Below are 24,830 nucleotides of genomic sequence, written 5' to 3' on the forward strand. Positions count from 1 at the left end.
GCAGTGCGCGCCTGTTTTGGGCGCCGCCCCATGGGAGCGCCTTCGATGCGACGGCAAACTCGCTTGCACATCCCTCGCAGTCGACACACCCGGCGCTGCGCAACCAATCGGAGGAGTGTGCATGTCTCGCACTGTGGTCCTGTCGCTGTCGCTGTCGCTGTCGCTGTCGCTGCTGCTCGCTGGCTGCTCGTCTGTCCGCTCACCGCCCCAGACTCCAGCCACTGCGGCACCATCGCCCCCGACACTCCTGGACCGCGGCAGTTACGACGTATCGGTGCAAACGCCCTCCCTGGCGCAAAACGAACGCGTCCGTTTCATCGTCCTGCATTACACCGCGCTCAATGACGCCCGTTCACTGAAGGTGCTGTCAGGCCCGGATGTCAGCGCCCATTACCTGGTGCCGGCGCGCCCGGCGCTGGTGGATGGAAAGCCGGTCGTCCTGCAACTGGTGGCCGAACAGAATCGGGCGTGGCACGCTGGCGTGAGCGCCTGGAATGGCCGCAGCAATCTGAACGATACGTCCATCGGTGTGGAGATCGTCAATCTCGGCTTTGCACAGGGCAAGGCCGGCAATCGGCAGTGGTACGCCTTCGCGCCGGAGCAAGTCGCCGCGCTGGTGCCGCTGCTCAACGACCTCATCACCCGCTATGGCATCGCACCGCAGAACGTGCTCGGCCACAGCGACGTGGCGCCCCTGCGCAAGTACGATCCAGGTCCGCTGTTCCCCTGGGAAATGCTCGCCCGGCACGGCATCGGCGCATGGCCGGACCAGGCGAACGTGCGCCGCTACCTGGCCGGGCGCGATCCCAATGCGCCCGGCGATGTACTCGCGCTGCAACGGGCGCTCAAGCGTTATGGGTACAACGAGGTGAGTGTCGACGGGCGTTGGAGCGGAAAACTGCAACGCATCGTCGCCGCGTTCCAGATGCACTTCAGGCCACGCAAGACCAGCGGCATCATCGACGCTGAAACCGAGAGCATCGCCAACGCCCTGGTCGTCCAGTACGTCGACCCGGCATGGTGAGCGCGCGGGCTCGCATCCGCGGGTCGGCGCGCGCAACGCCAAGACATGCAGGAACCGCGCGCGTGCGACGACCGCGATCCAACGAAGCGCCTGCACGCCGATGACCGTCAGGTCGTGACGGGAGCGCTGCTGTAGCGTCGTCGCCTGCAGCGGCCTCGACCCGGCATCGCCGCTGGTTCGACGGATTCACCCTCGATCTCCGCCGGGATCCCTGCTCGTCCGCCGAGACGCACAGCGGCCCTGCTCCGCGATGTGCGCCCTTGCACGGCCGTGATCGCGCCCGGCCAGATGCAGGCCATGGCGCGGCTGCATGACGTGCGCGGCCCGCATGGGCCGCGCGCCGGCCTCGCCATCACCTCGTGTACGCGACCGTTGCGGTGGCGATTGATCCGGGTGCGCTCGGCAGCGGCCGGCACCAGGGAATGCGCCGTTGCGTACCGCACCCCGCAGGTTCAGGCGCCGGGGACCACCAGGTCGCGATGGAAGAAGTACAGCTCCTGCAGCAGGAAGCGCCAGCGGGTCTGGAAGCTGCGGAAACGGCTGCTCGGGGTCGACGACGCCAGGGCGTCGATCTGCAGTTCCTGGCACAGCCGCAGCGCCCGTGCCATGTGCAGCGGATCGCTGACCACGATCACCCGGTGCAGGCCGTGTTCGCGCATCAGCCGCCGCGCCTCGATCAGGTTCTGCCGGGTGGTGCGCGACACCGTCTCGATCAGGATCGCGTCGGCCGGCACGTCGTGGCGCAGCGCGTAGCGCCGGGCCACCTGCGACTCGGCGAAGCGCGCGCCGTTGCCGAAGCCGCCGGTGAAGATCAGGGTCGGCGCGTAGCCGCGCTGGTACAGGTCCAGGCCGTGGCGGATGCGCTCCTCGAACACCGGCGACGGCTTGGCGTCGTAGGCCGCGGCGCCGAGCACGATGATCGCGTCGGCCGGCGCCGCCTGGTCGCGGTCGCCGACCCAGACGATGTAGATCGCCACGCCCAGCAGCCACAGCCCCAGCAGCGCCGCCAGGCGCACCAGCCAGCGCAGCCAGCGGAAGCCGCCCCGCGCGCTCATGCCGCGCCCCATGGCAAGGCGTCCAGGTCGACGTTGCCGCCGGACAGGATCACCCCGACCCGGCGCCCGGCAAAGCGCGCCGGCTGCGCCAGCACCGCCGCCAGGGCGATCGCCGAGGACGGCTCCACCACCTGCTTGAGCACCTGCCACAGCAGCCGCATCGCCGCCACGGTCGCCGCGTCCTCCACCACCAGCACCTCGGCCTGGCCGTGCAGCAGGGCGAAGTTGGGTTCGCCGAGGGTGCCGCGCAGGCCGTCGCAGAGCGTGTCCGGGACCATGTCCAGGCGGCGCTCGCCGGCCGCCAGCGAGCGCGCGGTGTCGGCGGCGCCGGCCGGCTCGGCCAGCAGCAGCTGCGCCTGCGGCGCCCGCGCCGACAGCGCCAGGCGGCTGCCCGCGGCCAGGCCGCCGCCGCCGACCGGCACCACCAGCAGGTCCAGCCCGCCGCTGGCGTCCAACAGTTCCAGCGCCGCGGTGCCCTGCCCGGCGATCACCGCCGGATCGGCATAGGGATGCACCAGGGTCGCGCCGGTATCGCGCTGCACCTGCGCGCACAGCGCCTCGCGCGCGGCGATGCTGGGCGCGCAACGCCACAGCGTGGCGCCGTGGCGGGCGATGTTGGCGAGCTTGACGGCGACCGCCCCCTCCGGCACCACCACATGGCAGCCGATGCCGCGGGTGCGCGCGGCCAGGGCCAGCGCCGCGCCATGGTTGCCGGAGGAATGGGTGACCACCCCGCAGGCCGCCTGCGCCGGGTCCAGCGCCCACACCGCGTTGCAGGCACCGCGGAACTTGAACGCGCCGCCGCGCTGCAGGTGTTCGGCCTTGAAGTACAGCTGCGCGCCGGTGGCGGCATCCAGCGCCCGCGAACGCAGCACCGGGGTTGGCCGCGCGTGCGCGGCAATGCGTGCGGCGGCCGCCAGGACGTCGCCGAACTCGGGCAGAAAACGTGAGACCATGCGCGAAAGGGTAGCGTATCGTCGCCAACGTGCAGCGCCCGCGACCCGCGCCGGTTCGCCGTCGTTGCGCGCAACTTAAGCGTTCAAGTGCAGCCGATGAAGTTAAGGGGGGATTCAATGCCACGGACCGAACCTGTCAGCCAGCCTGCTGGAGGGCAAACGCCATGAAACTGCGCCTGATCTGCGCCGCTGGACTGCTGGCCGCACTGGGCGGCTGCGCCACCTACGATTACGCCGGAGGCGGCGAGGGTGGCTACTACCGTGGCGCCCCGTCGGTCGAATACCGCTACCCGGCCGGCTACTCCGAGTACTACTCGCCCTACGGCGCGGTGCCCTACTACGGTTACGGCCCGTCCTATTACGGCTACTACGGGTACGGCGTGCCCTATTACTACTACCGTGGCTACGATGGCCCGCGCCACCGCCCGCCACCGCGTCCGCGGCCGGACGACGGCGGCTCGCGGCCGCCGTCGCCGCCGCCCAGCGTGGGTGGTCGGGTACCGACGCCGTGGCGCGACATGGACCGCCTGCGGCGTCCGGACGCGCTCAATTCGGCACCGCGGCCGCAATCGATGCAGCCGGCCCGGCCGGCGATGCAGCGGCCCGAGGGCATGCAGCGCCCGCCGGCGCCGCGCCCCGGCAATATGGGTCGCAGCAATGGGACACGTCGCACACTCGAACCCTAAGAAAGGGCTTGCGTTCGCCTGTCCCAGCACGCACTCTACGTCCTACGGGGTGACCGCCTGCGTCGCTTTATGACCCGAAGGGGTCGACCCCACCGTCTATGTCGATGTCCGACAGGGAAATCTGGATCCCCCCTGTTCCGGCCCTGTCGGGCGTCGGCGCCTCACAACGAAAAGCCCCGGTCCGCCGGGGCTTTTCGCGTTGGGGCCTTGCCATTGCTGGCGTGGCGCCGGCGACCGGCGAAAAACGGGCATAAAAAAGGGCCGGTAGTCCCCCGACTACCGGCCCCCAGCTCCCCCAACGTGCGCGTGACTGGCCCCTGTTCCAATTCCAGTCATACGCCCCTGACGCATTGCCACGTTGGGTGCAGTGGGAATATCTGCAGATTGCGTGCCAACTTGAGGCCCGGATCTGCAATTTGTGATGCAACCGCTAAAATTCCTGTTCACACCCTGGGCGACGTCCCGTGTCGCCCCCTGCCGCCGGCCCCGCGCCGGCCGACGAGACCCCGATGAGCGATTCCTTCTACCGCCATGACGTGATCGTGATCGGCGGCGGCCATGCCGGCACCGAGGCGGCGCTGGCGTCCGCGCGTGCCGGCGCGCGCACCCTGCTGCTGACCCACAACGTTGAGACGGTGGGGGCGATGAGCTGCAACCCGGCGATCGGTGGCATCGGCAAGGGCCACCTGGTCAAGGAGATCGACGCGCTGGGCGGGGCGATGGCCCACGCCGCGGATCTGGCCGGCATCCAGTGGCGGACCCTCAATGCCTCCAAGGGCCCGGCGGTGCGCGCGACCCGCTGCCAGGCCGACCGCAGCCTGTACCGCAGCGCGATCCGGCGCCTGGTCGAGGCGCAGCCGAACCTGACCGTGTTCCAGGCCGCGGTGGACGACCTGGTGATGGACGGCGAGCGCGTGCGCGGCGTGCTGACCCAGACCGGGCTGCGCTTCGAGGCCGCGGCGGTGGTGCTGACCGCCGGCACCTTCCTGGCCGGCAAGATCCACATCGGCCAGACCCAGTACGCCGGCGGCCGCGCCGGCGATCCGCCGGCCACCGCGCTGGCGCAGGCGCTGCGCGACGGCCGCTTCGGCGTGGACCGGCTCAAGACCGGCACCCCGCCGCGCATCGACGGGCGCAGCCTGGACTATGCGGCGATGGAGGAACAGCCCGGCGACGATCCGCTGCCGGTGATGTCGTTCCTGGGCGAGGTGGCGCAGCATCCGCGCCAGGTCTCGTGCTGGATCACCCACACCACCGAGCGCACCCACGCCATCATCCGCGGCGCGCTGGACCGCTCGCCGCTGTACACCGGCCAGATCGAGGGCATCGGCCCGCGCTACTGCCCCTCGATCGAGGACAAGGTGGTGCGCTTCGCCGAGAAGGCCAGCCATCAGATCTTCGTCGAGCCGGAAGGCCTGGACGTGGTCGAGATCTACCCCAACGGCATCTCCACCTCGCTGCCGTTCGACGTGCAGCTGGAGCTGGTGCGCTCGATCCGCGGCTTCGAGCGCGCGCACATCACCCGCCCCGGCTACGCCATCGAGTACGACTTCTTCGACCCGCGCGGACTCAAGGCCTCGCTGGAGACCAAGGCCATGCCCGGGCTGTTCTTCGCCGGGCAGATCAACGGCACCACCGGCTACGAGGAAGCCGCCGCGCAGGGCCTGATCGCCGGCCTCAACGCCGCGCGCCAGGTGCGCGGGCTGGAGCCGTGGTCGCCGCGTCGCGACCAGGCCTACATCGGCGTGCTGATCGACGACCTGATCACCCATGGCACCAGCGAGCCGTACCGCATGTTCACCAGCCGCGCCGAGTACCGGCTGCAGCTGCGCGAGGACAACGCCGACGCGCGCCTGACCGGCATCGGCCACGAGCTGGGCATCGTCGACGAGACGCGCTGGGCGCGGTTCCAGGCCAAGCAGGAGGCGGTGGCGCGCGAGAACGAGCGCCTGCGTGCGCTGTGGGCGACGCCGGGCAACGCGCTGGGCCGCGAGGTCGCGGCGACGCTGGGCGTGGCGGTGAGCCGCGAGACCACCGTGCTGGACCTGATCAAGCGCCCGGAGCTGGACTACGCCGCACTGATGCGGGTGCCGTCGCTGGGCCCGGGCGTAGCCGACGCGCAGGTGGCCGAACAGGTGGAGATCGGCATCAAGTACGCCGGCTACCTGGACCGCCAGCGCGACGAGATCGCCCGCCAGCAGCGCCACGAGGACACCCCGATCCCGGCCGCGTTCGACTACGCGCAGGTGCGCGGCCTGTCGGCCGAAGTGCAGCAGAAGCTCGAGCGCGTGCGCCCGCAGACCGTGGGCCAGGCGCAGCGCATCCCCGGCATGACCCCGGCGGCGATCTCGCTGCTGCTGGTGCACCTGGAGCGGGCGCGGCGCAGTCGGGTGGCGTGATCGGTCGCGAACGCGCATCGCGCGCAGCACCCCCACGCAGGAGCGGCTTCAGCCGCGACCTGGGCGTGTCGGCAATGCCCCGTCGCGGCTGAAGCCGCTCCTTTGTTTTTCCCTTCTCCCCTCGGGAGAAGGTGCCCCGAAGGGGCGGATGAGGGTACGGATGGTGCACTAAGGTCCGGAGGCGGCGCTGCGCTCCCGGACCCTCACCCCAACCCCTCTCCCGGCGGGAGAGGGGCTTTGACTACGGAAGCCGACGCATCCGCGCGACTGGCACATGGTTCCAGACGAAGCAGCGCGTGCCAGCGCCGGCGGCGATTGCCGGAAGGGGGTACGCGCTGCGGTTGGGCTCACTCCTGCGCGGCCACCGGCAGCAGCCGATGGCGCAGCAGCAGCGCGGCCAGGTCCAGGGTTTCGCCGGCCACGCGCATCACCCTGCCCATGTTGATGAAGCCGTGGATCATGCCCGGGTGGACGCGCACCAGGGTTTCCACACCCGCCTCGCGCAGGCGCTGCGCGTAGTGCAGGCCTTCGTCGTGCAGCGCGTCGCGGTCGGCGAGCACCACCAGCGCCGGGGCGACGCCGGCCACGTCCGGCGCCACCACCGGGGAGATGCGCCAGTCCGATGCCAGCGACGGGTCCGGCAGCAGCTGGCGGTCGAAGTAGCGCATCGCCGCTTCGGTCAGCGGCGGGATGCCGGCGTTGTGCACGCGCGAGGGAAAGGGATTGTCCGGGCGCACGTCGGTCAGCGGATAGATCAGGATCTGACAGCGCAGGGCGATGCCGGCATCGCGCGCGGCCAGCGCGGCGCTCGCCGCCAGGGCGCCGCCCATGCTGTCGCCGGCGATGGCCAGGCGCTGCGGATCGGCGCCGACCTCGGCCGGGTGCGCGGCCACCCAGTGCACCACCGCGATCACGTCCTCGATGCCAGCCGGCGCCGGATGTTCGGGCGCCAGCCGGTAGTCCACCGCCAGCACCTGGCAGCCGGCGCGCGCGGCCAGTTGTCGGCACACGTCGTCGTGCGAGTCGAGGTCGCCGACCACGCCGCCACCGCCGTGTGCATAGAGGCAAGTGGGGGCGGGGCCGGCGTCGAGGCCGTGCGGGCGGTACAGGCGCAGCGGAATCGGGGCGGCCGGGCCCGGTGCCAGCAGGTCGCGGACCTCGGCCATCTCCACGCGTGGGAAACCGAATTGCGCGGCGACGCCGCGCATCATCGCCCGCGCCTGGGGCAAGGGCAGTTCCTCCATCGGCGGCTGCCCGGACTGCTGGGCCTGGGCGAAGAAACGGACGACGTCTGGATCGAAATACATGGGTGGCCCTCCCGGGGCGGCTGCGCAAGCGGCGTCGGGCGGATTGTTATATCCAATAACCATTTCCGCAAATAAGCGAACCGGAACGCCGATGCGCGGTAGCCGACGGGTCAGCGGCAGGCGGCCGATCGTCACGGCGCGGATGCGCGTGCAATGCAGGCGCGGCGAGGCATTGCGCAGCTTGGAGCACGCGCTGGCGACCGGGCGCGCACGCGTCGCCGCAACATTGCGGCGCAGCATGGACTTGCGCGCCGCGTGCCGGAACGCGGCTCAGTCGTCCTGCGCGGCGGCTTCGCGGCCCTGCTGGCGGATGATGGCTTCCTGCCGCGCGTCCTCGATCGAGGCGCGCACCGCGCGCACGTCGGCGCGACGGGTGTCGAAGGTGAAGCGGCCGGTGAGCGCGCTGTCCGGGCGCAGCGTGCCCTTCTCGTACAGCGCCCACATCTCCTCGCCGTAGTGGGTGGCGTTGAGCTCGGGCGCGAAGCGGCCCAGGCAGTCGCGCAGGTTGTGCACGTCGCGCAGCAGCATGCTGCGGGCGGCGTTGTTGCCGGCGGCGCTGACCACCTGCGGGAAATCGATCACCACCGGACCATCGGCGGCGACCAGCACGTTGTATTCGGACAGGTCGCCGTGGACCAGGCCCAGGCACAGCATCTTCACCACGTCGCCGACCAGCTGCGTGTGGAAGGCGCGCGCCTGCTCCGGTTCCAGTTCCACCTCGCCCAGGCGTGGCGCGCTCTGCCCGTCGGCGTCGGTGACCAGGTCCATCAGCAGCACGCCGTGGAAGTAGCCGCGCGGCTGCGGCACGTGCACGCCGGCGTCCACCAGCTGGTACAGGGTGTTGGCCTCGGTGTCCTTCCACGCGGCTTCCTGCTCGCGGCGGCCGAACTTGCTGGCCTTGCCGATCGCCCGCGCCTGGCGGCTGCCACGCACCTTGCGCCCTTCCTGGTACTGCACGCGGGCCTGGAAGCTGCGCTGCGCCATGTCCTTGTAGACCTTGGCGCAGAGCACGTCGTCGCCGGCCTGGACCACGTAGACCGCGGCCTCCTTGCCGCTCTTGAGCGGGCGCAACACGCCGTCGATGACGCCATCGTCGATCAGCGGCTGCAGGCTCGGGGGGATCTTCATCGGGTGCGGCGTACCTGGAGTGAGTCGCCGCGATTATGGCCCAAGGCTGGCGTGGTGCCCGGCGTGCCGGAGCGGCGTCGACCGTGTCGCCAACGCGCCGGAGATACGCACAACGCGGCTTGCGGCCTGTGCGACGAACGATTGGGCGGCGCGGCGGCGCCCGGCATTTGTCTACGACGGCCGCCGAGGTGTACCGCCGCGTTCAGCTTTCGAGACGGTGGCGCAGGGCTGTCGTGTTGTTTGCGGCGAGGACGCGCGCGAGGCGTTGCCTGGGTGGATGGTTGGATAGGCGTTCGACTGCCGTCGCGTCGGGACTGAAGTCCCTCCCACAGGAATCGCCTCCCGCACTGGGAAACCGGACGTCGCATGCTTGCGCACGGTCAGGTTCCGTCATGAAGACGGCAGTACGGCGGCTGCCGTGTTGGTTGCCACGGGGATGTCGCATAGGGCCTCGCCTTGGTCGACGGTTGGACGGCGTCCAACTGTCCTGCGTCGGGACTGAAGTCCCTCCCACAGAAGAGCGTCGTGCGTGGCGACGCTTCTGCACGCTCAGGCCTGCCGGCCTCGGGCTCGCCGCAGGCCAGCCCAGGCCCGGCCTCGCGCTGCCTCGGTTCCGGCTCAGGGCGAGGCAGCGACCTGGGCCTGGGCGTCGGCGCCGCCGCCGAGCACCTGGTACAGGGTGACGCGGTTGCTGGCGTCCTGCAGGCGCAGCGCGATCAGCGCCTGCTGCGCGGCGAACAGCGAGCGTTGCGCATCCAGCACCGGCAGGTGGCCGTCCAGGCCGGCGCGGTAGCGCGCGTCGGCCAGGGTGTAGCTGCGCTGGCTGGCGTCGACCAGGGCCTGCTGCGCGGTCAGCTGCGCCTGCAGGTGGTCGCGCGTGGCCAGGGCGTCGGCCACTTCGGCGAAGGCCGACTGGATCGCCTTCTCGTACTGCGCCACGGCGATGTCCTTGCCGAGCTTGGAGGCGTCCAGCGAGGCCTTCAGCGCGCCGGCGTGGAAGATCGGCGCGGTGATGCTGGGCACGAACGACCAGGTGCGGCTGCCGGCGGAGAACAGCGTGGACAGCGCATCGCTGCTGCGCCCGGTCGAGGCGGTCAGGCTCAGCGACGGGAAGAACGCCGCGCGTGCGGCGCCGATGTCGGCGTTGGCCGCCTGCAAGGTGTGCTCGGCGGCGAGCACGTCCGGGCGCTGCAGCAATACCGCCGAGGACAGGTGCGCCGGCAGCGGCGCCAGCGCCACGCTGCCCTGCATCGCCTGCGCGGTCGGCAGCAGCGCCGCCTCCACCGGCGCGCCGACCAGCAGTTGCAGCGCATCGCGCGCCTGCGCCAGCTGGGTGGCGGCGCTGGCGACGGCGACGCGCGCCGACTCCACGCTGGTCTGCTGCTGCGCCAGGTCCAGCCCGGACGCGCTGCCGATGCTGTGGCGGCGCTCGGTCAGTTGCAGAGTCTGCGCCTGGCTGTCCAGGGTCTGCTGCGCCAGCGCCAGTTGCGCCTGGTCCGCGCCCACGGTCAGCCACGCCGCGGCGACCTGGGCGACCAGGGTCAGGCGCACGTTGCGCTGGTTTTCCGCACTGGACAGCCAGTTCTGCAGGGCTTCCTGCTTGAGACTGCGCAGTTGCCCGAACAGATCCAGCTGCCAGCTGCTGAGCCCGACCTGCAGGGTGTCGCTGGTGCTGACCTGGGAGACGCCGTCGTCGTTGCTGGCGGCGCTGCTGCGGCCGCGGCTCATGCTGGCGTTGGCGTCGAACGAGGGCAACTGCGCGGCGCGCTGGAGGCGGTACTGCGCGCGCGCCTTGTCGATGGACAGCACCGCCACGCGCAGGTCGCGGTTGTTCTGCAAGGCCAGCGCGATGGTCTGGCGCAGCCGCGGATCCAGGAACACCTGCTGCCAGTCCGGCATCGCCAGCGTGTCGGTGGCGGCGCCGGCGGCGGGCGCCACGTCGACCGCGGCCAGGTCGGCCGGCACGGGTGCCGCCGGGCGTACGTAGGTGGGCGCCAGTGTGCAGCCGGACAGGGCCAACAGCGTGGCCACCGCCACGCTCATGCGGGTCAACGCGCTCATGCCTGCGTCTCCGGGTGGGCGACCGCCGGTCCGGGGAACATCCGGCGCACGATCACGTAGAACAGCGGCACGAAGAACAGGCCCAGGGTGATCGAGGCCAGGGTGCCGCCGGTGACGCCGGTGCCCAGCGAGTGGCGCGCGGCCGAGCCGGCGCCCTTGCTGAACACCAGCGGCAGCACGCCGAGCAGGAACGCCAGCGAGGTCATCAGGATCGGCCGCAGGCGCATCTGCACCGCGTGCAGGGTGGCGGCGAGCAGGCTTTCGCCGCGGTGTTCGAGGTCGCGCGCGAACTCGACGATGAGGATGCCGTTCTTCGCCGCCAGTCCCACCGTGGTCAGCAGGCCGACCTGGAAGTACACGTCGTTCTCCAGGCCGCGCAGGGTCATCAGCAGCACCGCGCCGAACACGCCCACCGGCACCGCCAGCATCACCGCGAACGGAATCGACCAGCTCTCGTACAGCGCCACCAGGCACAGGAACACGAACAGCAGCGAGATCGCGTACAGCGCCGGCGCCTGGTTGGCCGACAGCTTTTCCTGGTAGGCCATGTCCGACCACGCGTAGCCGAAGCCGTGCGGCAACTGCTTGCTGAGTTCGGCCATCGCGTCCATCGCCGCGCCGGAGCTGACCCCGGGCACCGCCTGGCCGGTCAGCTCCATCGCCGACACGCCGTTGTAGCGTTCCAGCGCGGCCGGTGCGCTGGTCCAGTGCGAGCGGGTGAACGCCGACATCGGCACCATGTCGCCGCCGCCGTTGCGCACCGTCCAGCGGTCCAGGTCCTGCGGCGCCATGCGTGCGTCGGCATCGCCCTGCACGTAGACCTTCTTGATGCGGCCCTTGTAGATGAAGTTGTTGACGAAGTCGCCGCCGAGCGCGCTGTTGAGCGTGGCGTTGATGTCGCCCGGGTCCACGCCCAGCGCCTGCGCCTTGGCATCGTCGATCTTGACCGCGTACACCGGCGCGTCTTCCAGGCTGGCGTAGCGCACGTTCATCAGCTTGGGATCGTGCTGGGCCAGCCGCAGCAGCTTGTCGCGCGCGGCGACTAGGGCGGCATGGCCGGCGCCTTCGTAGTCCATCAGTTCGAAGGTGAAGCCGGAGGCGTCGCCGAGGCCGGTGATCGCCGGCGGCGAGGTCACGAACAGTTCCGCGTCGGGCACGTCGGCCAGCGCCTTGTTCAGATGGTCGGCGATGGTCGCCGCATCGTCGTCGCGATCGTCCCAGTCCTTCAGCCGCACGAAGGCCATGCCGACGTTCTGGCCGGCGCCGGTGACGCTGAAGCCGGCCGAGGACAGCACCGAGCGCACGCCCGGGTCCTTCAGCGCGGCCTTGGTCAGCCGGTCGGTCACCGCCAGGGTCTGCTCCAGGGTGGAGCCGGCCGGCAGCTTGACCAGCACGTTGAGCATGCCCTCGTCCTCGTCGGGCAGGAACGCACCGGGCAGGCGCCACAGCAGCAGGCCGGTGACCGCGATCAGCAGCGCATAGGCGAGCAGGCCCAGCGCGCGCTTGCCCAGCACCCGCTCGACCAGCGTGCGGTAGCGCTCGGACAGGTGCCGGAAGCGGGTGTTGAACCAGATGAAGAACCAGCCCAGGCGCCCGTGCGAGCCGATCGGCGCCTCGCCCTGGTGCAGCGGCTTGAGGATGGTCACGCACAGCGCCGGAGTCAGGGTCATCGCCACCAGCACCGACAGGATCATCGAGGCGGCGATGGTGATCGAGAACTGCCGGTAGATCACGCCGGTGACGCCGTTGAAGAACGCCATCGGCACGAACACCGCGGTCAGCACCAGCACGATGCCGACCAGGGCGCCGCCGATCTGCTGCATCGAGCGCAGCGTGGCTTCCTTCGGCGGCAGGCCTTCCTGACCCATCACCCGCTCCACGTTCTCCACCACCACGATGGCGTCGTCGACCAGCAGGCCGATCGCCAGCACCATCGCGAACATGGTCAGGGTGTTGATCGAGTAGCCGAACGCGGCGAGCACGCCGAAGGTGCCCATCAGCACTACCGGCACGGCGATGGTCGGGATCAGCGTGGCGCGCCAGTTCTGCAGGAACAGGTACATCACCGCGACCACGAGCAGCACCGCCTCGATCAGGGTGATGACCACTTCCTTGATCGAGGTGGTGACGAACGGCGTGGTGCTGAAGGCGATGTGGTAGTTGAAGCCGTGCGGCCAGTACTGCTTGAGCTCCTGCAGGCGCTGGTCGATGGCCTTGGAGGTCTCCACCGCGTTGGCGTCGGAGTTGAGCTCGATGCCCAGCGAGGCCGAGGGCTTACCGTTGAAGCGGGTGATGCTGTCGTAGGTCTCCGGGCCCAGGCCGATCCTGGCCACGTCCGACAGGTGCACGGCGGCGCCGCTGGCATCGCTCTTGAGCACGATCGCGCCGAACTGCGCCGGGGTCTGCAGGCGGCTGCGGGTGGTCACGGTAGCGTCCAGGCGCTGCCCGCGCAGCGCCGGCTGGCCGCCGATCTCGCCGGCGGACACGTCGGTGTTCTGCGACTGCAGCGCGTTCTCCACGTCCGAGGGCATCAGCGCGTACTTGCGCAGCTTCTCCGGGTCCAGCCAGATGCGCATGGCGTATTCCGAGCCCATCGGCTGGATGTTGCCGACGCCGCTGACGCGGCTGATCTGGTCGTCGATGTTCGATTCCATGTAGTTGGCGACATCGAAGTTGTCCATGCTGCCGTCGTCGGAGGTGAACGCCACCACCTCGAACAGCGAGCCGCTGGACTTGGTGATGACCAGGCCGTTCTGCTGCACCGCCTGCGGCAACACCGACATCACCGACTGCAACTGGTTCTGCACCTGCACCTGCGCGGTGTCGGCGTTGGTGCCGGTCTCGAACACCAGGTTGACCTGCGCGGTGCCGTCGGAGGCGCTGGTGGAGGTCATGTACAGCAGGTGGTCCAGGCTCTGCTGCGACTGCTCGATCAGCTGGGTGACGGTGTTTTCCACCGTCTGCGCCGAGGCGCCGGTGTAGGTGGCGCGCACGGTGATGGTGGGCGGCGCCATGTGCGGATAGCGTTCGACCGGCAGCCCATGGATGGCCAGCATGCCGATCAGCACGATGACGATGGCCATGACCCAGGCCACCACCGGGTGGTTGACGAAGAAGCGCGACATGCGGGAGTCCTCAGTCGGCCTGGGCGTCGTCGCCCGGCAGCGCCGGCGCGGCATCGAGCTGGGCGGCGGTGACCGGATACGGCTGCGCCGGCTTGCCGAGTTCGGCGCGGCTGCCGTTGACCACGATCAGGCGCTCGCCCGGCTTGAGCCCGGACTCCACCAGCCAGTCGTGGCCGATGGCCTCGCCGGTGCGAATGTGCCGCTCCACCACCTTGTCGTGCGCATCCAGCAGCTTCACCACCGGCTCGCCCTTGCTGTCGCGGGTCACCGCCTGCTGCGGCACCAGCACCGCGCCTTGGTCGGTGGCCATCGGCAGCACCGCGCGCAGGTACATGCCCGGCAGCAGCAGGTGTTCGGGATTGGGCACCACCGCGCGCAGGGTGACGTTGCCGGTGCCGGCGTTGACCTGGGTGCCGACGAACTCCAGCGTGCCGGCGTGCGGATAGGTGCTGCCGTCCTCCAGCCGCACCTGCACCTGCGCCTTGCCGTCGATGGCATGGATCTGCCCGGCGTCGAGCTGGCGGCGCAGCGCCAGCATCTGCGTGCTGGACTGGGTGACGTCCAGGTAGATCGGATCCAGGCGCTGGATGGTGGTCAGCGCCGCGTCCTGCGCGGCGGTGAGCAGCGCGCCGACGGTGTAGGCGGAGGTGCCGATGGTGCCGGAGATCGGCGCGGTGATGCGGGTGTAGTCGAGGTTGATGCGCGCCGCCTGCAACGCCGCCTTGGCCGCGACCACCGCCGCCTCGTCCTGGCGCAGCGCGGACACCGCGTCGTCGGCGTCCTGCTTGCTGGCCGCGTCCATGTCGGTGAGGCTGCGGGTGCGCTCGGCCTTGGGCCGCGCGCTGGCCAGCGCCGCCTCGGCCTGCACCAGGTTGCCGCGGGCGATGTCGTAGGCGGCCTGGTACGGCGCCGGATCGATCACGTACAGCGCCTGCCCGGCCTTGACCTCCTGGCCCTCCTGGAACAGGCGCTGGCGCAGCAGCCCGCCGACCTGCGGGCGCACGTCGGCGGTCTCGTAGGCCACGGTGCGACCGGCCAGGGTGCGCTCCACCGGCAGCGTGCGCGCGCCCAGGGTCAGCACCCCCACCCGCGGCGGCGGCGCGGCCGCCGGCTTGTCGCCGGAGCAGCCTCCGGCCACGGCAATGGCCAGCAATACGGCACAGCGAACGGGACGACGAGGCGCCTGGAAACGGTCGGACATGGGGGAGTGCGGCTGGGAAGAAACGCGCAACGCTACTCCACGGATGTGTCGCATCGCACCATGTCTGTAACAGTGCGTTGTACGGGCTTCACCAAGGTCGGAGAAACGTCGGAAACCGGCACACAGCGTCGCACCGGCGGACGGCGCCATTCGTTCTATTACCGAACACAAATGCGATAATCGCCCAACGTGGCGACGTCCTTTCCAGACGCGGCATGTCATCGTGCGCACGCCCGCCTTCGCCGCCCTCGTGGCCGGCCGCGGGCGCCACGCGCCTACCCTGCTGCAGAGGATCGAAAACGTGCAAACCCAATCGGATGTGTCGGCCGGCGGCCGGATATTGCTGTGGAGCGTCGGCCTGCTGCTGGCGCTGATCGGACTGGCGCTGCTGGTCGGCGGCATCCGCCTGGCCACCCTCGGCGGCAGCCTCTATTTCCTGGCGATGGGCGCGGCCTGCGTGGCCTCGGCGCTGCTGGTGCTGCGGCGGCGCCCGGCCGGCGCCTGGCTGTACGCGCTGGCGTTCGTGCTGAGCGTGGCCTGGGCGTACTGGGATGCGGGCCTGGCGTTCTGGCCGCTGGTGTCGCGGCTGATGATGCCGGCGGTGCTGGCGCTGCTGGTCGCCTTGGTCTACCCGACCCTGCGCCGCGCCCGCGGCCTGCCCGGCGGACGCGGCGCCTATGCGCTGGCGGCGGTGCTGGCGCTGGCCTGCGCCGGCGGCCTGGCCGGCATGTTCGTGCCGCATCCGCCGGTGGTCGCCAGCGGCCCCGGCCCGGCACCGGTGCCGGTGACCCCGGCGCAGGCGCAGCGCGACTGGAGCCACTACGGCAACACCGCCGGCGGCAGCCGCTTCGCCGCGCTGGACCAGATCGGCCGCGGCAACGTCGGCCAGTTGCAGGTGGCCTGGACCTACCGCACCGGCGACATCGCCCTCAGCGACGGCAACGGCGCCGAAGACCAGACCACCCCACTGCAGATCGGCGAGACGCTGTACGTGTGCACCCCGCACAACAACGTCATCGCGCTGGACGCCAGCAGCGGCCGGCAGCTGTGGAAGCGCGAGATCAACGCGCAGTCCTCGGTCTGGCAGCGCTGCCGCGGCCTGGCCTACTTCGATGCCGACGCACCGCTGGCCCAGCCCAGCGCGGCCAACGCCTCGCCGGTGGCGGCGGCGGCGCTGCCGGCCGGCGCCAACTGCCGGCGCCGCGTGCTGACCAACACCATCGATGCGCGGCTGATCGCGCTGGACGCGGACACCGGCGCGTTCTGCAGCAGCTTCGGCCAGAACGGCCAGGTCGACCTGAAGGCCGGCCTCGGCGCCGCACCCGATCCGTTCTACCAGTTGACCTCGGCGCCGACCGTGGCCGGGACCACGGTGGTGGTGGGCGGCCGCGTCGCCGACAACGTGCAGGCCGACATGCCCGGCGGCGTGATCCGCGGCTTCGACGTGATCACCGGCGCGCAGCGCTGGGCCTTCGATCCGGGCAATCCGCAGGACACACAGCCGCCGGCGCCGGGCAAGACCTACGTGCGCAGCACGCCGAACGTGTGGGCGCCGATGTCCTACGACGCCGCCTCCAACACGGTGTTCCTGCCGATGGGCAGCCCGTCCACCGACCTGTACGGTGCCGAGCGCAGCGCGCTGGACCACCGCTTCGGCGCCTCGATCACCGCGCTGGACGCCAGCACCGGCCAGGTCAAATGGGTCTACCAGACCGTGCACAACGATCTGTGGGACTTCGACCTGCCGATGCAGCCAAGCCTGATCGACTTCCCGATGGCCGACGGCCGCAAGGTGCCGGCGCTGATCATCGGCACCAAGGCCGGCCAGCTGTACGTGCTCGACCGCGCCACCGGCAAGCCGCTGACCGAAGTCCGCGAGGTGCCGGTGAAGGCCGCCGACATCCCCCACGAACCGTATGCGCTGACCCAGCCGCTGTCGGTGGGCATGCCGCAGATCGGCACCAAGCACCTGAGCGAAGCGGACATGTGGGGCGCCACCCTGCTGGACCAGATGCTGTGCCGCATCGCCTTCAAGAAGATGCGCTACGAGGGCCTGTACACCGCGCCCGGCACCGACGTGTCGCTGAGCTTCCCCGGCTCGCTGGGCGGCATGAACTGGGGCGGGCTGTCGGTCGATCCGGTGCACGACGTGGTGTTCGCCAACGACATGCGCCTGGGGCTGTGGGTGCAGATGATTCCGCAGAAGGCCGAGAAGGCGGCCGCCTCCAGCGGCGGCGAGGCGGTCAACACCGGCATGGGCGCGGTGCCGCTGAAGGGCACGCCGTACGCGGTCAACAAGAACCGCTTCCTGTCGGCGCTGGGCATCCCCTGCCAGGCGCCGCCGTTCGGCACGCTCAGCGCGATCGACCTGAAGACACGCAGCATCGCCTGGCAGGTGCCGGTGGGCACCGTGCAGGACACCGGCCCGCTCGGCTTCAAGATGCACCTGCCGATCCCGGTCGGCATGCCGACGCTGGGCGGCACCCTGGCCACGCAGAGCGGCCTGGTGTTCATCGCCGGCACCCAGGACTACTACCTGCGGGCCTTCGACAGCGGCACCGGCAAGGAACTGTGGAAGGCGCGGCTGCCGGTGGGCAGCCAGGGCGGGCCGATGACCTACGTGTCGACCAAGACCGGCAAGCAGTACATCGTGATCACCGCCGGCGGCGCGCGGCAATCGCCGGACCGCGGCGACTACGTGATCGCCTACGCCTTGCCGAACGCCAAGTAGGAAAACGGCACGCCATTGCCACCTGCGTGCGGTGGCAATGGATGGACCCGCGTTCGTGAGACCTCACAGCGCCTCGACCGAGGCGCGGCAGGTTGGCCGACACATGGGGTACGGCGCCGGACCCGGCGCCGATCGGGTGACGCAGGCCAGGCCGCGCCGCAAAGCGCATTGTCCTCGAAGACTAGGCAGACCCGCGCCCGCGCCGCCCCGCCCTCACCGCGCCGGCTGCAGCCGCATCGTCAGCACCGCGGCAATGGCCACCAGCAGCGGCAACGCCAGCACGTAGTACAGATTGGCCGGCTGCCAGCCGGCGTCGACCAGCACGCCGACGGTCATCGGCGAAAGAATCGCGCCGACGCGGCCGATGCCGATCGCCCAGCCCAGGCCGGTGGTGCGCACGGTGGGCGCGAACACGATCGGCGCCACCGCATACAGACCGGCCATCGAGCCGAACAGCGCCGCGCCGATCACGAAGGCCACGGGGAAGGCCAGCTGCAACTGCGTGCCGAGCGTGGCGAACGCCGCCATTCCCAGTGCGGCGATCAGGAAGCTGACGGCGGTCAACTGCGGCAGCGCGAAACGTGCGGCCAGGCCGCCGAACAACGCGCCGCCGACGATGCCGCCCAGGTTCAGCAGCACCCCGCCGGTGACGCCCTGTTCGGCCGACAGCCCGGCTTGCACCAGCAGCTTCGGCGTCCAGCTCAGCACGAAATAGAAGGCGAACATGTGCATGAAGAAGCCCAACGCGATCAGCACGCTGTTGCGGCGCAGGCGCGGAGTGAACAGCGCCGCGTAGCCGGCCTTCTCCTGCACCGGCGGCCGCGGCGGCAGGACATCCAGGGTCGGTGCGCGCATGCGCGCCAGCAGCGCGTTGAGCCGCGCCAGCGCATCCGGCGGGCGCCGGCTGAGCAGGAAATCCAGCGATTCGGGCAGCAGCGCCAGCACCACCGGGATGCACAGCAGCGATGCGAGTGCGCCGAACAGGAAGGCCGCATGCCAGCCCCAGCGTTCCAGCAGCATCGCGGCGATCAACCCGCCCAGCGTGGCGCCGATGGGATAGCCGGTGGCCTGCAGCGCCACCGCGGTGCTGCGCCACTTCGGACTGGCGTATTCGGCGGTGATCACGCCGACGCCGGCGAGCATGCCGCCGATGCCGATGCCGGTGAACACGCGCAGCGCGGCCAGTTGCCAGATGTCCTGCGCCAGCGCCGAGGCGGCCATGCCGACGGTCAGGATCACCAGGCAGCACAGGATCATGTTGCGCCGGCCCCAGCGGTCGGCCAGCGGCGCCAGCAGCAGCGAGCCCAGCGCCATGCCCACCAGGCCGGCGCTGAGCGCGATCCCCAGCAGCTTGCCGGACAGGTGCCAGGCCTCCGACACGTGCGGGGCGATGAAGGCCATCACCATCACGTCGAACCCGTCCAGCATGTTCAACAGCACGCAGACCGCGATGGCCGTCCACTGGAAACCGCTCATGCGGTCCAGGACGAGCGCGGTGGGCGGGGCGGCGGCATGGCTCATGGGATCACTCCTGCTGGAACGGCGAACGAGAACCGCGGCGACGCGGCGTCACTTGGCGGGCGCGGCCGCGTGCAGGGCGTCGAGCGCCTGGCGCAGGCGCGCCGCGTCGATCTGCCCCGGCGCCGAGGCGCTGCCGAGCATGCCGAAGGTCAGGCTCTGCCCGAAGGTGCCGCCGGACAGCCGCGACACCGCGCCCAGCGGCCCCATCGCCATGGTCAGCAGCGGCTGCCCGCTGCGCTGGCGCATCTGCCAGGTGGCGTCGAGCAGGTGCAGCACGTCGCCGGGATCGCGCGGCATCACCGCGATCTTCAGCACGTCGGCGCCCAGCGCCTGCTGCCGCTGCAGCCGCGCCACGATCTCCGCCACCGGCGGGGTGGCGTGGAAGTCGTGGCTGGACATCACCACGTACACGCCCTGCCGGTGTGCGCGCTCGACCACCTGCCGCAGCACCGCCGGGTCGCGGAACATTTCCACGTCGAGCAGGTCGGCGAAGCGCGCCTCCAGCAGGCGCGCGTACAGCGTGCCGTAGGCGGCATCGTCGATCGCCACCGCACCGCCCTCGGCCTTGGTGCGGAAGGTCAGCAGCAGCGGCTTGCCGTGCAGTGCCTGCGCCAGGCGCGGCCCCAGGGCCGCCAGCGCGGCGGCGTCGGTGGCGCCGTCCATCAGGTCGATGCGCCACTCGGCCAGGTCCGCATCGGGCGAGGCGGCGATGCGCTGCGCCTGCGCCAGCGCCTCCCCGGCATCGTGCGCGGTGATCGGCACGATGATCTTGGGCAGGCCGGCGCCGATGGCGAGCCCGCGGATCTGCAGCACGCGCGGCGGCGGCAGCGGCGCGGCCGCGGACGGCGCGGCGGGCGCCGCTGCCGGAGGCACCGCAGGTGCGGCCTGCAGCGGCGATGCCAGCAGCAGGCCGGCGCAGCACAGGAAGGTCAGTCGTCGTGGCAACAAGGGCATCGGGATCGGCCTGGGCAGGAGGCGCGCAGCGCGCGCTCAGAAGGTGAGCTTGACCTGCAGCCCCACCGCCAGCGCATTGTCGGTGCGCGCATAGGCGAAGGTGCCGGGGTTGACGATGTACTGCACGTCCGGCCGCAGCATCAGCCACGGCGTCAGCTGCGCGCTGTAGGACAGTTCGTAGAGTTCCTCGGCGGTGTCGAGCGCGAACACCGGCGCCTCCGGTGGCACGCCGGCATCGAGCAGCGCCGCGCGCCGCGCGTCGAGCAGGCGGTGGTTGATGTCGGCGCCGACGTAGCCCAGCGCGATGCGGTCCTGGCTGCGCCGGCCGATGCCCTGGTAGACGCCGCCCACGGCGTACCAACGGGTGATCTGCGCGGTGGCATGGTCGGACACCATGTACTGGGCGAAGCCAGTGAGGCCGCGGCCGCGCTCGCCGCCGGGCGAATACAGCTTCTGTTCCACCAGCAGGTAGGCGCCGTCGCGGCCGGTGGTGGCGCGCGGGTCCAGGCCCTTGCGCGGCACCCGAGAGGAGTCGTAGTAGCCGCCGAACTTGTAGGTGCCCGGATAGGCGCCGCTGGCGCCGGGCGTCCAGGTGAGCTCGACGGGGAACAGCGAGCCGGTGGTGCCGCGCGCGGCCAGATCGAAGGCGGTGTGCACGTTGTTGTTGGTGCTGGGGTTGACCTGGAACCAGCCGACCCGCAGGTTCGCCGCCGGCGTCAGTTGCTGCGCCGCCTCCGCGCCCCAGCGCGCGTTGGGATAGTTGTACCAGCCGCTGTTGCCCGACATCGCCAGCGGATGCGCGCAGAACGCGGCGTTGACGAAGTTGGTCAGCAACGTGTGCGCGCCGAACTGGTTGCCCATCGCGTAGAAGCCGGCCTTGATGTACGAGCGTCCGTCGTTGAAGCGGCGGTCGTAGCTCAGTTCGGTCAGCCGGGTGAACTGGCCGCCGTAGGCTTCCTGGATCGGGAAGCGGTTGCCGAGCAGGTCGGCCGAGGTGCTGCGGCCGCGGCGGTCGTTGACGGTCACGTGCAGCGTGCCGCCGTCCCAGCCGGCGAGTTTCGCCAGGTCCAGGTCCACGCCCAGCCGCACCTGCTGCGCATAGCGCGCACCGCGCTCGCCACGGCCGCCGTCGACCAGGCCCATGGCTTCGCCGACGTAGTCGCCGCGCACGTTGACGCCGCGCTGCAGCCAGTCGCTGCGCGTGCCGTCCCAGTCGCCGGTCAAGGTGCTGTGCGCCAGGTCGGCGGCGTCCTGCGCGGCGGCGACCGCCGGGGCGAAGGCGATGGCCGCGGCCAGCAGCGACCAGGCCGGTAGCGACGCTAGGCGGCTCACGGCGCCACCGCCAGCGGCGCGCTCAGCGGCGAGGTCGCGCCATCGTCGCTGGTGACGGTGGCGGTGAGCGTGGCCAACGCCGCGCCGTCGCCGTCCAGCGGCAACACAAAGCGGCCCTGTCCCAGTGCATCCACTTGCGCCTCGACGCGGCCCAGATAGCGTTCGGCCTCGTCGTCGCCGGGCCGGCGATTGCCGAACAGCTCCACCGTGTAGAGATGGCAGGGCCGGCCGACGAAGCTGCCCTGCACCTGCGGCACGCCGGCGCCGCGTTCGATCTTGCGCAACTGCGGGGCGGCCTGGCCGAAGTTCGGCGCAGGCTGGCAACCGTCCGCCGCCGTGGCGCCGCAAATCGCCGCGCGCTTGCGCGGGTCCGGATCGACGCCGATGCCGCGCGAGCCGACGAAGGACGCATGCTCCAGGCCCGGCACGCCGAACACGATGGCACCGCGCGGCTGGCCCGGGGCGCAGGCACCGCCGGCGAAGCAGCGTTCGATCTTCAGGCCATTGCCGGACAGCAGGTTGGCGCTGAACCGGTTGGGCTCGCTGCGCGGCTGCGGGCGTACCGCGATGCCGATGCCGTTGCCGGTCAGGCGGTTGCCCTCGATCAGATTGTCGCGGCCAGTGACGCTGACCCCGATCGAATTGCCGGCGAAGTCGTTGTCGGCGATGGTGTTGCGGTTGCCCCAGTTGATCTGCAACCCGTCGGAATAGCGCTCGAACCGATTGCGCAGCACGGTGTTGTCGTTGCCCCACAGGATCTCGATGCCCTGCGAGGGCTCGGGGTTGGCGTCGGTGGAGCGGAACAGGTTGTCGGCCACCAGGTTCCAGGCCGCGCCGCGGGTCAGTTCCAGGCCGTCGCCGTTGTCGAGGAAGGTGTTGCGCTCGATGCGGTTGCGCACCGTGGTGGTGGCGGTGGACTGGCCGTTGCCGTCGTCGCCGGTCAGCATCACCCCGGCCCCCCCGTGGTTGGCGACGATGCGGTTGTCGCGCAGCACATTGTCGCTGGCGCGGTTGAGCAGCACGCCGATGCAGAAGTTGCGGATCTCCAGGCCGCTCAGTTCCACGCCATGGGTATCGCGCAGCACCAGGCCGGGCAGCGTGGTGCTGCGCACGTTGGTGCCGAACTGGCCCTTTTCCGCGCCCGGGCAGGCGGCGGTGCCCTTGCCGTGGATGTAGCCGGCACCGTCGATGGCGATGTACTGGCCGTCGTGCGCCCGCGCCAGGCCCACCACCTGCAGCGGGCCCTGCAGTGCCGGCAACGGCGCGCGCGGGCGGATCACGTACGGCGGCGCGCCCACCGCGGCGATCTCGATGCGGTAGCGGCCGGGGGCCTGGTTGGCGGTGGTGATCGCCCAGCGCAGGGAGCCCGGGGCATCGTCGTCGGCGTAGCGGTCCACGGTGAGCACGCTGCGCTCCGGCGGCGGCGGCTCGGCCTGGTAGGCGCACACGGCGCCGGGAAGCAGGGCCGCGAGCAGGGCCAGGCCGCGGGAAAACGCACAGGACATGCACCATCTCCAACAGAATCGGGACCGCACCGGCGGCGGGCGGCGCCGCGGCCGCCAGCGGGCACGCGTCGCGCGCTGCCAGGCGCCGGGACAGCGGCAACGCTAGTTTTATCGCACTGCACCATTCAAGTGCGAATATCGATTAGCGGTGCGTTTATCGCACAATCGCGTGCTGCGCCCAGCCGCTCGGGCGCTCCACGGGCGGCAGCCGGCGCCAGGCGCCGCGCTATCATCGGCGCCCGTGTGGCCGCCGGCCGCCCACCGCCGGAGAGCAGCATGTCCCCGATCCGCCCCTACCTCGACACGACTCCGCAGCTGGGCGCGCGCGTCTATGTCGACCCGGCCTGCACCGTGATCGGCGACGTGGTGCTGGAGGACGACGTGTCGGTATGGCCGGGCACGGTGATCCGCGGCGACGTCAACTACGTGCGCATCGGCGCGCGCAGCAACATCCAGGACGGCACCATCATCCACGTCAGCCACCACAGCCCGTTCAACGCGGCCGGCTACCCGACCCTGATCGGCGCGGACGTGACCGTGGGCCACGGCACCATCATCCATGCCTGCACCATCGAGGACCTGTGCCTGATCGGCATGGGCGCCTGCATCCTCGACGGCGCCACGGTGAAGAAATACGGCTTCGTCGGTGCCGGTGCGGTGGTCGGCCCGGGCAAGACCGTCGGCGAGGGCGAGCTGTGGCTGGGCAATCCCGCGCGCAAGGCGCGCATGCTCAGCGACAAGGAGATCGAGAGCCTGCACTACTCGGCGCAGCACTACGTGCGGCTGAAGGACCGTTACCTCACCGGCAACGGCTGAGGCCACTGCGGTGGTTGCGGCACCTGCGCCGCGGCTGGCGTGCGCCGCGCGCTTGCGCGACACTAGGCGCCTCTGGCGTGGGGACGCCACCGAACGAATGGAATCGCCGATGCTCAAGATCTCGCTGCGCGGCCTGCTGGCCGCTTTTTTCTGCGCGCTGTGCGCCACCTCCGGCCCGGTGCTGGCCCAGGACAGCGGCACGGACATGACCGCCGAGCAGTTCGTCGGCTCGCTGCATTTCCGCGACGGGCATATCGAACTGCCGCAGGCCAAGGTGCATTTCGACCTCGGCCCGGCGTTCCGCTTTCTGGACAAGGCCGACGCGCGCAGGGTGCTGGAGAGCTACTGGGGCAACCCGCCCGACGACGACGTGCTGGGCCTGATCGTGCCGCGCCAGCCCGCGCTCGACGAGAAGGGCAGCTGGGCGGTGGTCGTCACCTATTCCGACGACGGCTACGTGTCCGACGAGGACGCCAGCAAGATCGACTACCAGGCCATGCTCAAGGACATGCAGGAGGAGACGCGCGAGTCCAACGCGCAGCGCAAGAAGGCCGGCTACGAGCAGGTCGACCTGATCGGCTGGGCGGTGCCGCCGCGCTACGACACCGGCAGCAAGAAGCTGTACTGGGCGCGCGAGCTGGCGTTCGCCGGCGAGCACGAGCACACCCTCAACTACGACATCCGCGTGCTCGGCCGGCATGGCTACCTCAGCCTCAATGCGGTCTCCGGCATGGGCGAACTGGCGCAGGTGCGCGAGGGCATGCAGCAGTTGCTGCCGATGGCCGAGTTCGACAGCGGCGCCCGCTATGCCGACCACAACCCGTCCACCGACAAGATCGCCAGCTACGGCCTGGCCACCCTGATCGGCGGCGGCCTGGCGGCCAAGGCCGGCCTGTTCGCCAAGCTGGGCCTGTTGTTGGCCAAGGCCTGGAAGCTGCTGCTGATCGGCCTGATGGCGCTGGTCGCCGGCGTGCGCAAGCTGTTCTCCGGGCGCCAGCGCGACGGCGGCACGGTACGCTGATCGGCGCC

17 protein-coding genes are annotated in these 24,830 nt (G+C 70.8%); 6 read left to right on the forward strand and 11 right to left on the reverse strand.

The features are described from left to right. Nucleotides 1–121 precede the first annotated feature (121 nt). Nucleotides 122–1,024 carry an N-acetylmuramoyl-L-alanine amidase gene (locus tag ACHWVH_RS13890; protein WP_394687391.1) on the forward strand — a complete coding sequence of 301 codons (903 nt, stop codon included), beginning with the start codon at nucleotides 122–124 and terminating at the stop codon, nucleotides 1,022–1,024. A gap of 452 nt (nucleotides 1,025–1,476) precedes the next feature. Here ACHWVH_RS13890 and ACHWVH_RS13895 read toward each other — a convergent pair whose 3' ends face one another. Both ACHWVH_RS13895 and ACHWVH_RS13900 read right to left on the reverse strand, forming a co-directional pair. Beyond that, the gene (locus ACHWVH_RS13895; protein ID WP_017916239.1) at nucleotides 1,477–2,091 is read right to left on the reverse strand and encodes a YdcF family protein; all 615 of its coding nucleotides are present in this window, start codon (nucleotides 2,089–2,091) and stop codon (nucleotides 1,477–1,479) included. Beyond that, nucleotides 2,076–3,035: a pyridoxal-phosphate dependent enzyme gene (locus tag ACHWVH_RS13900; protein ID WP_043094300.1), complete on the reverse strand. Its 960-nt coding sequence runs from the start codon at nucleotides 3,033–3,035 to the stop codon at nucleotides 2,076–2,078. Before ACHWVH_RS13900 ends, ACHWVH_RS13895 begins: the two co-directional genes overlap by 16 nt. Nucleotides 3,036–3,199: 164 nt before the next feature. Between ACHWVH_RS13900 and ACHWVH_RS13905 the strand changes: the two genes are divergently transcribed. After that, nucleotides 3,200–3,721 (forward strand): hypothetical protein, encoded by a 522-nt coding sequence (locus ACHWVH_RS13905; protein WP_043094298.1) that lies wholly within the window; start codon nucleotides 3,200–3,202, stop codon nucleotides 3,719–3,721. A 509-nt stretch (nucleotides 3,722–4,230) separates the two neighbouring features. Further along, nucleotides 4,231–6,120: a tRNA uridine-5-carboxymethylaminomethyl(34) synthesis enzyme MnmG gene (mnmG, locus tag ACHWVH_RS13910; RefSeq protein WP_267085562.1), complete on the forward strand. Its 1,890-nt coding sequence runs from the start codon at nucleotides 4,231–4,233 to the stop codon at nucleotides 6,118–6,120. Between the two features lie 347 nt (nucleotides 6,121–6,467). Here the strand turns inward: mnmG and ACHWVH_RS13915 are convergent, their stop codons facing one another. From ACHWVH_RS13915 to ACHWVH_RS13935, 5 genes are all read right to left on the reverse strand, one after another. Further along, the gene (locus ACHWVH_RS13915) at nucleotides 6,468–7,427 is read right to left on the reverse strand and encodes an alpha/beta hydrolase (RefSeq protein ID WP_394687392.1); all 960 of its coding nucleotides are present in this window, start codon (nucleotides 7,425–7,427) and stop codon (nucleotides 6,468–6,470) included. 270 nt (nucleotides 7,428–7,697) lie between these two features. Further along, nucleotides 7,698–8,555: a PA4780 family RIO1-like protein kinase gene (locus ACHWVH_RS13920; RefSeq protein ID WP_017909291.1), complete on the reverse strand. Its 858-nt coding sequence runs from the start codon at nucleotides 8,553–8,555 to the stop codon at nucleotides 7,698–7,700. Nucleotides 8,556–9,173: 618 nt separating this feature from the next. Further along, nucleotides 9,174–10,616, reverse strand: coding sequence for an efflux transporter outer membrane subunit (locus ACHWVH_RS13925; protein ID WP_267114004.1), 1,443 nt, complete (start codon nucleotides 10,614–10,616; stop codon nucleotides 9,174–9,176). Next, nucleotides 10,613–13,741 (reverse strand): efflux RND transporter permease subunit, encoded by a 3,129-nt coding sequence (locus ACHWVH_RS13930; protein ID WP_017912444.1) that lies wholly within the window; start codon nucleotides 13,739–13,741, stop codon nucleotides 10,613–10,615. Before ACHWVH_RS13930 ends, ACHWVH_RS13925 begins: the two co-directional genes overlap by 4 nt. A gap of 10 nt (nucleotides 13,742–13,751) precedes the next feature. Continuing rightward, on the reverse strand, nucleotides 13,752–14,942 hold the full coding sequence (locus ACHWVH_RS13935; RefSeq protein ID WP_394687393.1) for an efflux RND transporter periplasmic adaptor subunit: 1,191 nt from the start codon (nucleotides 14,940–14,942) through the stop codon (nucleotides 13,752–13,754). A 301-nt stretch (nucleotides 14,943–15,243) separates the two neighbouring features. Here ACHWVH_RS13935 and ACHWVH_RS13940 point away from each other — a divergent pair, with 301 nt between their 5' ends. After that, the gene (locus ACHWVH_RS13940; protein WP_394687394.1) at nucleotides 15,244–17,673 is read left to right on the forward strand and encodes a membrane-bound PQQ-dependent dehydrogenase, glucose/quinate/shikimate family; all 2,430 of its coding nucleotides are present in this window, start codon (nucleotides 15,244–15,246) and stop codon (nucleotides 17,671–17,673) included. 213 nt (nucleotides 17,674–17,886) lie between these two features. On the opposite strand, the gene ACHWVH_RS13945 is transcribed toward ACHWVH_RS13940, so the two are convergent. Genes ACHWVH_RS13945 through ACHWVH_RS13960 form a run of 4 tightly spaced genes read right to left on the reverse strand, consistent with a single transcriptional unit; the run spans nucleotide 17,887 to nucleotide 22,985 of the window. Further along, nucleotides 17,887–19,194 (reverse strand): MFS transporter, encoded by a 1,308-nt coding sequence (locus ACHWVH_RS13945; protein ID WP_394687395.1) that lies wholly within the window; start codon nucleotides 19,192–19,194, stop codon nucleotides 17,887–17,889. 48 nt (nucleotides 19,195–19,242) lie between these two features. Then, nucleotides 19,243–20,148, reverse strand: a complete 906-nt coding sequence (gene aroD / locus ACHWVH_RS13950) for a type I 3-dehydroquinate dehydratase (protein WP_394687396.1) — start codon at nucleotides 20,146–20,148, stop codon at nucleotides 19,243–19,245. 36 nt (nucleotides 20,149–20,184) lie between these two features. Next, nucleotides 20,185–21,480, reverse strand: coding sequence for a carbohydrate porin (locus ACHWVH_RS13955; RefSeq protein ID WP_394687397.1), 1,296 nt, complete (start codon nucleotides 21,478–21,480; stop codon nucleotides 20,185–20,187). Further along, nucleotides 21,477–22,985, reverse strand: a complete 1,509-nt coding sequence (locus tag ACHWVH_RS13960) for a nitrous oxide reductase family maturation protein NosD (RefSeq protein WP_394687398.1) — start codon at nucleotides 22,983–22,985, stop codon at nucleotides 21,477–21,479. The genes ACHWVH_RS13955 and ACHWVH_RS13960 overlap by 4 nt, the downstream gene beginning before the upstream one ends. A gap of 276 nt (nucleotides 22,986–23,261) precedes the next feature. On the opposite strand from ACHWVH_RS13960, the gene ACHWVH_RS13965 reads away from it, so the two are divergent. Both ACHWVH_RS13965 and ACHWVH_RS13970 read left to right on the forward strand, forming a co-directional pair. Further along, nucleotides 23,262–23,801 (forward strand): gamma carbonic anhydrase family protein, encoded by a 540-nt coding sequence (locus ACHWVH_RS13965; RefSeq protein WP_017915009.1) that lies wholly within the window; start codon nucleotides 23,262–23,264, stop codon nucleotides 23,799–23,801. 97 nt (nucleotides 23,802–23,898) lie between these two features. Further along, nucleotides 23,899–24,822: a DUF2167 domain-containing protein gene (locus tag ACHWVH_RS13970; RefSeq protein ID WP_394687399.1), complete on the forward strand. Its 924-nt coding sequence runs from the start codon at nucleotides 23,899–23,901 to the stop codon at nucleotides 24,820–24,822. The last annotated feature ends 8 nt before the right edge of the window (nucleotides 24,823–24,830 follow it).

This window comes from uncultured Xanthomonas sp., from assembly GCF_964278005.1.
GTDB lineage: Bacteria > Pseudomonadota > Gammaproteobacteria > Xanthomonadales > Xanthomonadaceae > Xanthomonas_A > Xanthomonas_A sontii.

Bases quoted from the DNA above. Each gene is read 5' to 3' on its own strand.
- ACHWVH_RS13890 (WP_394687391.1), top strand. From the start codon at position 122: ATGTCTCGCACTGTGGTCCTGTCGCTGTCGCTGTCGCTGTCGCTGTCG.
- ACHWVH_RS13895 (WP_017916239.1), bottom strand. From the start codon at position 2,091: ATGGGGCGCGGCATGAGCGCGCGGGGCGGCTTCCGCTGGCTGCGCTGG.
- ACHWVH_RS13900 (WP_043094300.1), bottom strand. From the start codon at position 3,035: ATGGTCTCACGTTTTCTGCCCGAGTTCGGCGACGTCCTGGCGGCCGCC.
- ACHWVH_RS13905 (WP_043094298.1), top strand. From the start codon at position 3,200: ATGAAACTGCGCCTGATCTGCGCCGCTGGACTGCTGGCCGCACTGGGC.
- mnmG (WP_267085562.1), top strand. From the start codon at position 4,231: ATGAGCGATTCCTTCTACCGCCATGACGTGATCGTGATCGGCGGCGGC.
- ACHWVH_RS13915 (WP_394687392.1), bottom strand. From the start codon at position 7,427: ATGTATTTCGATCCAGACGTCGTCCGTTTCTTCGCCCAGGCCCAGCAG.
- ACHWVH_RS13920 (WP_017909291.1), bottom strand. From the start codon at position 8,555: ATGAAGATCCCCCCGAGCCTGCAGCCGCTGATCGACGATGGCGTCATC.
- ACHWVH_RS13925 (WP_267114004.1), bottom strand. From the start codon at position 10,616: ATGAGCGCGTTGACCCGCATGAGCGTGGCGGTGGCCACGCTGTTGGCC.
- ACHWVH_RS13930 (WP_017912444.1), bottom strand. From the start codon at position 13,741: ATGTCGCGCTTCTTCGTCAACCACCCGGTGGTGGCCTGGGTCATGGCC.
- ACHWVH_RS13935 (WP_394687393.1), bottom strand. From the start codon at position 14,942: ATGTCCGACCGTTTCCAGGCGCCTCGTCGTCCCGTTCGCTGTGCCGTA.
- ACHWVH_RS13945 (WP_394687395.1), bottom strand. From the start codon at position 19,194: ATGAGCCATGCCGCCGCCCCGCCCACCGCGCTCGTCCTGGACCGCATG.
- aroD (WP_394687396.1), bottom strand. From the start codon at position 20,148: ATGCCCTTGTTGCCACGACGACTGACCTTCCTGTGCTGCGCCGGCCTG.
- ACHWVH_RS13960 (WP_394687398.1), bottom strand. From the start codon at position 22,985: ATGTCCTGTGCGTTTTCCCGCGGCCTGGCCCTGCTCGCGGCCCTGCTT.
- ACHWVH_RS13965 (WP_017915009.1), top strand. From the start codon at position 23,262: ATGTCCCCGATCCGCCCCTACCTCGACACGACTCCGCAGCTGGGCGCG.
- ACHWVH_RS13970 (WP_394687399.1), top strand. From the start codon at position 23,899: ATGGAATCGCCGATGCTCAAGATCTCGCTGCGCGGCCTGCTGGCCGCT.